Origin of the sequence: Paraclostridium benzoelyticum (assembly GCF_001006285.1) — a bacterium.
Classification (GTDB): Bacteria; Bacillota; Clostridia; order Peptostreptococcales; family Peptostreptococcaceae; genus Paraclostridium; species Paraclostridium benzoelyticum.
Window position 1 is genome coordinate 1 of the sequence record NZ_LBBT01000330.1, and the last position, 12,011, is coordinate 12,011.

Annotated in this window: 8 protein-coding genes; 3 read left to right on the forward strand and 5 right to left on the reverse strand. The window is 30.4% G+C overall.

All coding sequences use genetic code 11. The features are described from left to right. Positions 1–397 precede the first annotated feature (397 nt). The 3 genes from VN21_RS18020 to hprK all read left to right on the forward strand — a co-directional run bounded on the left by VN21_RS18020 (position 398) and on the right by hprK (position 5,036). Positions 398–2,059 carry an ABC transporter substrate-binding protein gene (locus VN21_RS18020; protein WP_052952119.1) on the forward strand — a complete coding sequence of 554 codons (1,662 nt, stop codon included), beginning with the start codon at positions 398–400 and terminating at the stop codon, positions 2,057–2,059. Positions 2,060–2,251: 192 nt separating this feature from the next. Beyond that, positions 2,252–4,063 carry an excinuclease ABC subunit UvrC gene (gene uvrC / locus VN21_RS15880; protein ID WP_046824116.1) on the forward strand — a complete coding sequence of 604 codons (1,812 nt, stop codon included), beginning with the start codon at positions 2,252–2,254 and terminating at the stop codon, positions 4,061–4,063. Positions 4,064–4,088: 25 nt separating this feature from the next. Beyond that, positions 4,089–5,036: an HPr(Ser) kinase/phosphatase gene (hprK, locus tag VN21_RS15885; RefSeq protein WP_046824123.1), complete on the forward strand. Its 948-nt coding sequence runs from the start codon at positions 4,089–4,091 to the stop codon at positions 5,034–5,036. Positions 5,037–5,091: 55 nt separating this feature from the next. Here hprK and VN21_RS15890 read toward each other — a convergent pair whose 3' ends face one another. The 5 genes from VN21_RS15890 to VN21_RS15910 all read right to left on the reverse strand — a co-directional run bounded on the left by VN21_RS15890 (position 5,092) and on the right by VN21_RS15910 (position 11,886). Next, positions 5,092–6,864, reverse strand: coding sequence for an NADH-dependent [FeFe] hydrogenase, group A6 (locus tag VN21_RS15890; protein WP_046824117.1), 1,773 nt, complete (start codon positions 6,862–6,864; stop codon positions 5,092–5,094). Between the two features lie 12 nt (positions 6,865–6,876). Continuing rightward, complete coding sequence (locus VN21_RS15895; RefSeq protein WP_046824118.1) at positions 6,877–8,751, reverse strand: NADH-quinone oxidoreductase subunit NuoF; 1,875 nt, start codon at positions 8,749–8,751, stop codon at positions 6,877–6,879. A gap of 19 nt (positions 8,752–8,770) precedes the next feature. Continuing rightward, positions 8,771–9,268 carry an NADH-quinone oxidoreductase subunit NuoE family protein gene (locus tag VN21_RS15900; RefSeq protein ID WP_021430327.1) on the reverse strand — a complete coding sequence of 166 codons (498 nt, stop codon included), beginning with the start codon at positions 9,266–9,268 and terminating at the stop codon, positions 8,771–8,773. Between the two features lie 189 nt (positions 9,269–9,457). Then, entirely contained in the window at positions 9,458–10,942 is a 1,485-nt protein-coding gene (gene cls, locus VN21_RS15905) for a cardiolipin synthase (protein ID WP_084822233.1), read from the reverse strand. Positions 10,943–11,043: 101 nt separating this feature from the next. After that, complete coding sequence (locus VN21_RS15910; protein ID WP_046824120.1) at positions 11,044–11,886, reverse strand: formate/nitrite transporter family protein; 843 nt, start codon at positions 11,884–11,886, stop codon at positions 11,044–11,046. Positions 11,887–12,011 lie beyond the last annotated feature (125 nt).

Genomic DNA, 12,011 nt, shown 5'->3' on the forward strand with positions numbered 1-12,011 from the left:
AATTTAATTAAAGGATTTTGCTGAATAAAGTTTAACTATATTAATATAATTAATATAAACATAAAAAATATTATTTGCATGACAAAAAAATTTTTTGTCTAAAAAATAAATATTCAAAAAATAATGACATTTTAAAAAAATTATCCTATAATGTAAATTAATAAACAATATGGTAACAGAAACCAATAAGGGGGAGAGATATTATAGTAAAGCGTGTAAAAAATTTTAACAATAGACTTAGTATGTTAAGGCATGAAGAAGATATCAAGCAAATCAGGTTTTTATAAAAATACAAATTTAGGAATTAAGGACAAATTTAGGCACATATAATATAAAAACATATATATGCACTATCACAAAAGTACTTAAAAATTAACTTATTTGGGGAGGTAATTCAATGGTTTTTAAAAAGAAAATGGCCTTAATGAGTGCTACTGCAGCAATAACTGTAATGAGTATGGTTGGATGTAGTAACAGTGGTGGTTCCTCATCAGGAAGTGGAGAAGCAGGAGATCCATATGAAGTTCTTGCTAACAAAAATGCAAGAGCAGCGATATCTATGGCTATAGATAAAGAAACTCTATGTGAAACAATAATAAATAATGGATGTACAGCAGCTGATTATATAGTTGCTGAAAAATTAGCTTTTAATGAAGATGGTAAAGATTATAGAGAAGTAGCTGGAGAGATGGGCTATAAATACAATAAGGAAGAAGCTACTAAACTATGGGAAAAAGCTAAAGAAGAGGTTGGATTTGATACTGTAACTCTAGAATTATTATCATTCGAGTCAGAAAGTGCTAAAAAAGAAGTTGAATTTATGCAAGCAGAACTTCAAAATGCATTGCCAGGATTAAAAGTAGAGATAAAAGTACAGCCATTTAAACAAAAACTTGCATTAGAAGAAAAAGGAGAATTTCAACTTACACATTCAGGATGGTCACCAGATTACCCAGACCCATTAACATTCTTAGAGACTATGCAAAGTGGGTTACAATATGCTAAAAATACAGGATATAGTAGTCCAGAATACGATAAACTTATAGAAGAAGGTAAAACAGCTGGAAGTCAAAAAGAAAGTTGGGAAAAATATGCAAAGGCTGAAAAACTTATGTTAGAAGATGGATTTTTATCTCCTCTTTACCAAAAAGGAGCATCTTATCTTCAAAAACCATATGTAAGTGGAAGACTTACTCCGTCATTTGGCGTTCAGGCAATATATAATTGGGTAGAATTAGGAGAAGGTAAAAAAGAACTTAACTTATCTCTTGCATCAGATATTCCTACATTGGATATAAGTAAAGCTACAGATACAGTTTCATCAGAAGTATTGATGAATACTATGGAAGGATTAGTTAAACAAGACAAAGACGGTAAGCTAATTCCAGGAACTGCGGAGAAATGGGAAAAATCAGAAGATGGTAAATCATGGACTTTCCATCTAAGAAAAGATGCTAAATGGTCAAATGGAGACCCAGTAACAGCTAAAGACTTTGAATATTCTTGGAAGAGAACTTTAGACCCAGCTACAGCATCAACTTATGGATTCATTATGTATGATATAGTAGGAGCTAAAGATTTTAATCTAGGAAAAACAGATAATGCAGATGGTGTAGGAATAAAAGCAGTAGATGATTATACATTAAAAGTAGATTTAGTAAGACCAGTTCACTACTTCGATAGTTTAATGTTCTTCAAATCATTCTTACCACAAAATGAAAAAGCTGTAAAAGAATTTGGAAGTGAATACGGAACTGCAGCAGATAAGATATACTATAATGGACCATTTACATTAAGTACTTGGAAAATAGAAGATGTATTTACAATGAGTAAAAATCCAGATTATTGGGATGCAAGCTCAGTTAAGATAGATAAAGTAAATACTAAGATAGTTAAAGATCCGAATGCAGCTCTTAATTTATATGAAACAGGATCTATAGATATAGTAGGATTAACTTCTGAAAATGTTGATAAATACAAAGATTCTCCAGAGTTTAAAACAAGAGAAGATGCAGGAACATATTTCTTACAAGTTAATGGAGGAAAAGCAAAGAAATAAAAAAATTGAATATAAAATAATTTAAATTAGAAGGATAAATATAAGATGGACTTTAAGCTACAAAAGGCTTTTAAAGTTATAAAAATTTGTATTTATCCTTCTTTAATTATTTTAAGACTTACTTTAAATATCTTATTATTTGAATGTGATTTAGGGTATAATTTTATTATAAATTAAAGCCGAGGTGAAATAATGTTTGATATACAAGAACAGTTAAAAAAGCTTCCAGCAGAACCTGGGGTTTATTTAATGAAAAATGAAAATGATAAGATTATATATGTTGGAAAAGCTATATCTCTTAAAAATAGAGTAAGGCAATACTTCCAATCTTCTAAAAATCATACATCGAAAGTAAAATCAATGGTAAAGAACATTGCCAAATTTGAATATATAATAACTGATTCAGAATTAGAAGCGTTGATTTTAGAATGTAACTTAATAAAGCAATACAGACCTAAGTACAATGTGCTTCTTAGGGATGATAAGACATACCCATATATAAAAGTAACAGTAAATGAAGATTATCCAAGGGTTTTAAAAGTAAGAAAGGTTTTAAAGGATAAGGCTAAATATTTTGGGCCATATACAAATATAACTGCTGTAAATGATACTCTTGAGATAATAAGAAATACTTATCCTATAAGAACATGTAATATAGATATAGAAAAAGCAATAGCAAATAAAGTTCGTCCATGTTTAAATAAACATATTAAAAAGTGTATAGGACCATGTACAGGTGAAGTAAGTAAAGAAGAATACAATAAAATGATAGAGGAAGTAATTTTATTTTTATCTGGTAAAGAAGAAAGATTAATAGAAATTTTAAAAGAAAAGATGAATAAATGTGCAATGGATTTTAACTTTGAAGATGCAGCAATTTATAGAGATAAAATTAGAAGTTTAGAAGATATGGTTCAAAAACAAAAAATAGACTCAGGAACTTCAGATTTAAATCAAGATATAATAGCTATGGCGAGAGCGCATGACGAAGCTTGTGTACAAGTGTTTTTTATAAGAAATGGAAAAATAGTAGGCAGAGAACACTTTATTTTAGAAGGTGTTATAGATAGTTCTCGTAAATCTATTTTATCATCTTTTGTTAAACAGTTTTATATATCTCAAGATTATATACCTAAAGAAATTATAATAGAAGATGAGATAGAAGATAGTTTTGTTTTAGAAGAATGGTTAACAGATAAAAAAGGTCAAAAGGTAAATATAAAGGTTCCTCAGAAGGGGGACAAGAAGAACTTGATAGAAATGGTTAGAAAAAATGCTATTGAATATCTAGAAAAGTTCTCAAACCTAAATAAATTAAAGTATCAAAAGAGTATAGGTGCTCTTGAAGAACTTAAGAATATTTTGGGATTAAAAGATACACCAAAAAGAATAGAATCATTTGATATATCAAATATACAAGGTGTAGATTCTATTGGATCAATGGTTGTATTTACAGATGGTAAAAAGGATAAAAAAGAGTATAGAAGATATAAAATAAAAACAGTTGAAGGTCCAAATGATTATGACTCTATGGCAGAGATAGTCGAAAGAAGAATAAAGTATGAAAATTTTCCAAATTTAATACTGTTAGATGGAGGAAAAGGTCAAGTAAGCGCAGTTAAAAAAGTTTTAGACAGATATGGTGTCAATATTCCTCTATGGGGAATGTATAAAGACGATAAACATAGAACAAAAGGATTAATTTCCCAGGAAAAAGAAATAGAACTCGATAAAACATCTAATTTGTATAGATTTGTAGCAAGCATACAAGAAGAGGTTCACAACTATGCTATTTCATATCATAGAAGTTTAAGGAATAAATCTTTGACAAAATCAGTGTTAGATGATATACAAGGAATAGGAGAAAAAAGAAAAAAAGCATTATTGAGTCACTTTAAAAGCATAGAAGAAGTAAAAGTTGCTAGTTTCGAAGATTTATTAGAAGTAGAGGGAATGAATAAGTCTTCAGCAGAAAGTGTATTTAAATTTTTTAACAACAAATAACTTTTATAAAGGAGTAAATCACACAATGGAAATAGATAATGAGAGAAGTGAAAAGTCAGTTTCAATTAGGCAATTAATAGAAGATTTAGATTTAGAAGTAGTAAATTTGCCGGATGATGTAGAATATTATGTTCACTATCAAGATATACACAGACCAGGATTACAGTTTGCAGGTTATTTTGAACACTTTACTTACGATAGAATCCAGATAGTAGGGAGAACAGAATATACTTATTTTAGTCATATGGATAAGAATGTGAGAAGATCGGTTCTAGATAAATTTTTTAGTTATGAAGTTCCAGCGTTAATAGTTTCTAGGGGTTTAACAGTAAAAGATGATGTTATAGAAATGGCTAAAAAACATAATAGAGTAGTTTTAGCAACAAAGCGTAATACTACAAGATTGATAAATAAATTATCTAATTACCTAGACTCAAAATTATCTCCTACAACTACTATACATGGGGTTTTAGTTGATGTATTTGGCGTTGGAGTGTTAATAAGAGGGGAAAGTAGTGTTGGTAAATCAGAAACAGCTTTAGAACTAGTTCAAAGAGGACATAGATTAATAGCAGATGATGCAGTAGAAATAACTAAAGTTGATGAGAACATACTTATGGGACAAGCTCCAGAAGTATTAAGACACTTTATGGAAATAAGAGGCATAGGTATAATAGATGTAAGAAGTATGTATGGAATAGGTGCTGTTAAAGATTCTAAGGTTATAGATTTAGTTATAAGATTAGAATCTTGGAATGATAAAACTTATTATGATAGATTAGGATTAGATAAAGAGTATGAAGAAATATTAGGAATAGATGTAGAAAAACTAATAGTTCCAGTTAAACCTGGAAGAAATACAGCTATGATTTTAGAAGTTGCAGCTATGAACTTTAGACAAAAGCGCATGGGATATGATGCAGCAAAAGAGTTCACAAAGAAGCTAGCTACTTTAATAGATAAAAATAAATAAGGTGTGACGATTTGTCACACCTTATTTATTTTTATATTTAATATAAGCGAATTTACTATTCAGTAGCTTTAGCTAATTCTTCATCACATTCGAAAAAGTTGCTTTTATCGAAGTAGTGAGTATGAAGATATTTATGAGCTAAATCGCCACATGGATTGCCTAAAAACTCATCATATAGTGTATTTACTGCAGGGTTTTTATGCGATTTACGGATTTCTTTATTAGAATCTATATTGTATAACCCTTCAGATCTTGATTTAACTATAGAATAATCTCCACGGTGATACGGTTGACCTGCTCCTGCTATACATCCTCCAGGACAAGCCATTATTTCTATTATGTGATACTTAGAATTACCAGCTTTAACATCATCCATTATTTTCTTTGCATTTCCTAAACTACTAGCAGCGCAAACATTTATTATTGAGTCTCCAATAGTAATACTAGCTTCTTTTATTCCATCAAGACCTCTAACAGATTTAAAATCTAAACTTTCTAGTTCTTGACCAGTAACCCATTCGTAAGATGTACGAAGAGCAGCTTCTAATACGCCTCCTGTAGTACCGAATATATCGGCTGCACCTGTAGATTCGCCCATTGGATTATCGAAATTTTCATCATCTAAATTTAAAAAATCTATTCCAGATTCTTTTATCATTTTAGCAAGTTCTCTAGTAGTGATAGATACGTCAACGTCTAAAATACCATCATTTCCTAGTTCAGTTCTAGAAACTTCATATTTTTTTGCGATACAAGGCATAACAGAAACTACAGTTATATCTTTAGGAGATATATTTATTTTAGAAGTAAAGTAGTTTTTAGCTATAGCTCCAAACATGTTTTGAGGAGACTTACAGCTAGAAGCTAAATTTAAACATTCAGGATAGTGGTGTTCTAAGTAGTTTATCCAAGCAGGGCAGCAACTTGTTAAAATTGGTAAATTTTTATTTTCCTTTAATCTATTTATAAATTCAGAAGCCTCTTCAAGTATAGTTATATCAGCTGCAAAATTTGTATCAAATACATATTTAAAACCTAATAACTTAAGAGCAGAAATCATCTTTCCGGTAGTTATAGTACCTGGAGCAAGCCCAAATTCTTCACCTAAAGCAACTCTTACAGCTGGAGCAACTTGAACCACTGTTGTCTTTTTAGGGTTATTAATTTCATTCCAAACTAAATCTATATTATTAACTTCAGATAATGCTCCTGTAGGACAGACAGCAATGCATTGCCCGCAGAAAGAACAGTTAGTTTTAGCCATATCTTCGTTAAAGAATGTAGATACCATAGTTTCAAATCCACGATTAACTCCTGATAAAACTCCTACCTTTTGTATTTCACTACACATAGTTTCGCATCTTCTGCAAAGTATACATTTATCATGGTTTTTAACTATAGACTTACTAGAATTATCAATTCCTAAATTAGTTTTTTCACCTTGATAAGTTATATTTCTTACCCCTAAGTCATGAGCGATAGTTTGAAGTTCGCAATTTCTATTTTTATCACAAACCAAACAATCTTGAGGATGGTCTGACAATAAAAGTTCAACTACAGTTCTTCTTGCATTTAAAGCACGAGGAGTATTAGTTTGAACTTCCATACCTTCCTTAACATTAGTAGCACAAGCAGGTACTAAACCTCTTTTAGTATCAACCATACATACACGGCAAGAAGCGCATTTATTATGCATATTTATTTCATCCATATGAAGATGACATAATGTTGGAATTTTTATATTTAATTTTTTAGCTGCATCAAGTATTGTAGTTTCGTTCTCAACAGATATATTTTTACCATTTATAGTTAAATTAACTAGACTCATCGATTATCCCCCTTATCTCTTAATTATTGCATTAAATTTACAGTTGTCCATGCAAGCTCCACATTTCAAACATTTTGATACATCTATTTCATGCTTTTCTTTAACTGAACCAGATATACATCCAGCAGGGCAAACTTTAGAACATTTTGTACACCCTATACATGAATCAGTTATAACAAAGTTTAATAGTGCTTGGCATTTGCCAGAAGGACATTTTTTATCAATAACATGAGATTTATATTCATCATAGAAATAGTTAAGAGTACTTAGAACTGGGTTAGGAGCAGATTTTCCTAATCCACATAAAGATGTACTTACTATAGTTTTAGATAAATTTTCTAAATCTATTAAATCTTGTTCCGTACCTTTTCCATCTGTTATTTTTGTTAATATTTCAAGTAGTCTCTTATTACCTATACGACAAGGTGTACATTTACCGCAAGATTCTTCGACTGTGAATCCTAAGAAGAACTTGGCGATATCGACCATACAGTCAGTATCATCTAAAATAAGCATACCTCCTGAACCCATCATAGAACCTAGATTACTTAAATTATCAAAATCTATAGGAGTATCTAAGTAATCAGAAGGAATACAACCTCCAGATGGACCACCTGTAAGTACTGCTTTAAACTCTCGACCATCCGGTATACCACCGCCTATATTATATATTACATCTCTTAGAGTTGTACCCATTGGTATTTCAACAAGTCCTACATTATGTATCTTTCCTCCAAGAGCAAAAACTTTAGTTCCAGAAGATTTCTCAGTTCCTATATTTTTATACCAATTACCGCCATTGCTCAAAATAGGAGGTATATTGGCAAAAGTCTCAACGTTATTTGCACAAGTTGGAACATCCCAAAGACCTTTTTTAGTTGAGCTATAAGTTTTCATTCTAGGCTCTCCACGATTACCTTCTATTGATCTCATTAACGCTGTACCTTCACCACAGACGAATGCACCAGCTCCGTATTTAAGTTCTATATTAAAGTTAAAATCAGTTCCTAATATATTATCACCAAGAAGTCCTAAATTTTTAGCTTGAGATATAGCTAGTTGAAGTCTTTCTATAGCAAGCGGATATTCAGCTCTTATATAAATATAACCAGTATCTGAACCTACTGCATAACCACAAATAGCCATAGCCTCTAGAACTTTATGGGGGTCTCCTTCTAATATAGATCTATCCATAAATGCACCAGGATCACCTTCATCTGCATTACAAACAACATACTTTTGATCAGAGATAGATTTTCTAGTAGCTTCCCATTTTATTCCTGTTGGGAACCCTGCACCGCCTCTACCTCTAAGTCCTGAAACTTTTACTTCTTCTATAACTTGTTCAGGTGTTAACTCAGTTATACATTTACCAAGCGTTAAATAACCAGCGTTTGCTATATAATCTTCAACTTTTTCAGGATTTATGTATCCACAATTATGTAGAGCTATACGCATTTGTTGTTTATAAAAAGAAATATCCTCAGAAGCATGTACCTTTTTATTTTCTGAAGCTTCCAAATACAACAATCTATCTACCACATTTCCTTTTACTAAATGTTCTTGAACAATTTCTTTGGCATCATCGGCACTAACCTTTATATAGAAAACGTTATCAGGATAAACCTTAATAATTGGACCTTGAGCACAAAAACCAAAACAACCTGTTAAAGATACACTCACAATATCTTCTAAGCCTGCATTTTTTATTTCGGATTTCAAACTATCGATTATAGGCATACTATTTGCAGCTCTACAGCCTGTATCTCCACAAACTAGTAATTCTTTTTTACTATTTTCCTGGATTGTATTATTTCTTAAAGATAAATTTGGCTTTAATTCATCGATTAGATCTCTTAACTCATTAAATGACTTTATTTTACTCATCTATTCCCTTCCCCCTTAATTAACAAGTAGCTTCTATTTGTTTATATTCAGCTATTATATCTTTTACTTGATCAACCTTAACTTGACCATAAACTTTTCCATTTACAACAACTACAGGAGCTAGGCCGCAAGCTCCAACACATCTAAGACCTTCAAGAGAGAACATAAGGTCAGATGTAGTTTCCCCAGATTTAATCCCCAATTGTTTTTCAAATTCAGCAAGTATTTTGTCTGCACCTTTTACAAAACAAACCGTACCTAGACAGACGCTTATTTTATATTCACCTTTTTGTTCAGTGGTAAAGTAAGAGTAAAAACTTACAACACCATAAACTTTAGCTGGAGATACATCCAATTTTTTTGCAATATGAAGCTGCACTTCTTTTGGTAAATAACCAAATAGACCTTGTGCATGGTGCAAAACTTGGATTAGAGCCCCTTTTTTAGTAGGTAAAGAATCTATAAATTCATCTAATTCTTCAAATACATCATTGTTACATTGAGAACATCTACACATACAGAACCTCCTTGATATTAAACTAAAACTTTATTTTTATAATATATTAATATATTTGTCGTGATATACATATTATAGCGTATTTACTATAAAGTTTTTAGCAAATTTCTAAATTTTCAAAAAATAAAAAAATAACAAAAAATAAAATAAAACACCCAAAATAATATATTTATTTTAGGTGTTTTTGTTTTATAAAACAGGAGATAGAAGTCTTGATATAGATTCTTTAAACTGAATAACTCTAGATCTGTTATCATACATTTCTTGAGTTACTTGTACACATTTCTCTATATCTTCTTCAAATATCTCTTTTTGTTTAATTGCAACATCAGAGCAATACATAAATGCATTGACTTCAAAATTAAGTTCAAAACTACGAATATCCATATTTGCAGTACCTATAGAACAAATTGAGTCATCTATAACCACTGTTTTTGAATGAAGAAAAGCATTTTTATCATAAGTATAAATTTTAGCTCCAAATTTTAAAAGTTCTCCAGCATAAGAATAGCTTGCCCAATATACAAATGGATGATCTGGTTTAGAAGGAATCATTATTCTTACATCTACACCAGATAAACATGCTATTTTTAGAGCATCAAGCAAAGAACTATTTAATATAAGATATGGAGATTGGATATATAAATATTTTTTAGCTTTTTGAATCATTTTTAAGTATCCATATTTAATTTCGTCTATTTCTGATAAATCAGGACCACTATTAACTATTTGTATTCCTACATTGCCGTTATACGGATTAATATCATCATTTAAATACTTAGTAAAACTAATATCTTCATGTGTAGTATATCTCCAGTCCATCATAAATCTAAGATTTAAATCATTTACTGCAGATCCTACTATTTTAGTATGAGTATCTCTCCAGTAACCAAACTTAGGATCTTTTCCTAAGTACTCATCCCCGACATTAAATCCACCAACAAATCCTACTTCGCCGTCGATTACAACTATTTTACGGTGATTTCTAAAGTTTAAGTTGAAGTTTATTATCTTTAAGAATGAAGGGAAGAAAGCTCCGATCTTACCTCCAGATTTTCTTAGTTTTTGAATTCCTTTTTCAGATAAAAGTCTACTCCCAACTGTATCATACAAAAGTCTAACCTCTACACCTTCAGAAAGTTTTTCAATAAGAATATCTAAAATTTCATTTCCTATTCCGTCGTCTTTAAAAATATAGAATTCAATATGAATATATTTTTTTGCTTTTTTTAACTGATCTTTTAGTTCATCAAAGAATTCGTAACCATCAGTATAGATTGAAACTTTATTATTTGTAGTATAGGGGGCACTATTTAAGGTAGCTAAAGAGTAAATCATATCTCTATGTTCCGCTATACTAGGTTCAAATCGCTCAGAGTATTGTAAGAAATCTGTAGATTCAATCATCCTACTTTTTAATTTTTTATCTTCCTCTTTTTTTAATTTGAACATGTTAACTTTATTCATTTTTCGACCAAACACTGTATATAAAACAAAACCTGCTGGAGGAACTATTGTTAAAATTAAAATCCAAGCAACTGAAGATTCTATACTTCTTCTTTCTCTAAATATCATATTAAGAATGACTAAAAAGTTAATCACATATAGAGCTATTACTAAAAATTCATATGAAAAAATTACGGATAAAATGATAATCCCCTCCTTGAAATGCATTTTACGCAATTGGATAATTATATTAATTATAACAAAAAGGCAAATATTTAACCATATAAAAACCCTCTTACATATAATAAGAGGGTCTGAAATATATAATATTAATTTTCGCTTTTACTCATGAATAAGAAGTAGTAAGATCCTGCGATTACCATACCACCTATTATGTTACCTATAGTAACAGGTAGGAAGTTATGTAATAAAACATTGCCAAAATTAAAGTTTGCAACATCAGCTAAAGTTTTATGAGCTGCTTCTAAATATGTTGGGTTTAATTTAACTATTAAACCAGCTAATAAATATCCCATGTTAGCAACAACGTGTTCTACCCCTATACATACGAATACGAATATTCCTAACCAACCCATCATTACTTTTCCTGAAACAGACTTAGCTGCATAAGAAGCCCAAACAGTAGCGCAAACTAATAAGTTACATACTACCCCTGAAGCTATAGCTGCAAAAAATTCTATATTTGATTTACCAACAGCAGTTTTTATAACAACTCCACCGTACAACCCATTGCTCCAATCAAATACACCAGACTTAGCAACTAAAGCAGCAGCAAAAGCAGCACCTATTAAGTTTCCGATCCAAACTAAAGACCAGTTTTTAATAGTTTGGCCCCAAGTTACTTTTTTCTTTAAAGCTGCTAATGTTATAAGAATATTACTTGTAAATAAGTCTCCACCTGCTATTAATATAAGTACTAGACCTGCAGGGAACATAAGTCCAGCGACCATTTTACCTAATCCGTAAGTAGCTGGGTTAGCTAGTAAGTTATATGATGCAGCAATAGAACCTAAAGCTCCTAAAGCTATATACATTCCAGCTAAAAATGCAGAAACTAAAACTTTTTTAGTTGGAGTAGTCGCTTTTTTTATTCCTGCATGTAAAGTGTATTCAGCAACTTCAGCAGGTGTAAGCATTTTTTTATCGCTCATTTAAAATTCCTCCTAATATAAAAAATATTATAAATAATTAAAAAATTTTATAAATACACAACTTTAACAATTATACAACAAAATAATTATTTTGTATACAAAAAACGACATACAAGAAAATACAA

What these genes read in the sequence shown, in the direction of transcription:
- uvrC (WP_046824116.1), top strand. Translation starts at nt 2,252, where the DNA reads ATGTTTGATATACAAGAACAGTTAAAAAAGCTTCCAGCAGAACCTGGG.
- VN21_RS18020 (WP_052952119.1), top strand. Translation starts at nt 398, where the DNA reads ATGGTTTTTAAAAAGAAAATGGCCTTAATGAGTGCTACTGCAGCAATA.
- cls (WP_084822233.1), bottom strand. Translation starts at nt 10,942, where the DNA reads ATGCATTTCAAGGAGGGGATTATCATTTTATCCGTAATTTTTTCATAT.
- VN21_RS15910 (WP_046824120.1), bottom strand. Translation starts at nt 11,886, where the DNA reads ATGAGCGATAAAAAAATGCTTACACCTGCTGAAGTTGCTGAATACACT.
- VN21_RS15890 (WP_046824117.1), bottom strand. Translation starts at nt 6,864, where the DNA reads ATGAGTCTAGTTAATTTAACTATAAATGGTAAAAATATATCTGTTGAG.
- VN21_RS15895 (WP_046824118.1), bottom strand. Translation starts at nt 8,751, where the DNA reads ATGAGTAAAATAAAGTCATTTAATGAGTTAAGAGATCTAATCGATGAA.
- VN21_RS15900 (WP_021430327.1), bottom strand. Translation starts at nt 9,268, where the DNA reads ATGTGTAGATGTTCTCAATGTAACAATGATGTATTTGAAGAATTAGAT.
- hprK (WP_046824123.1), top strand. Translation starts at nt 4,089, where the DNA reads ATGGAAATAGATAATGAGAGAAGTGAAAAGTCAGTTTCAATTAGGCAA.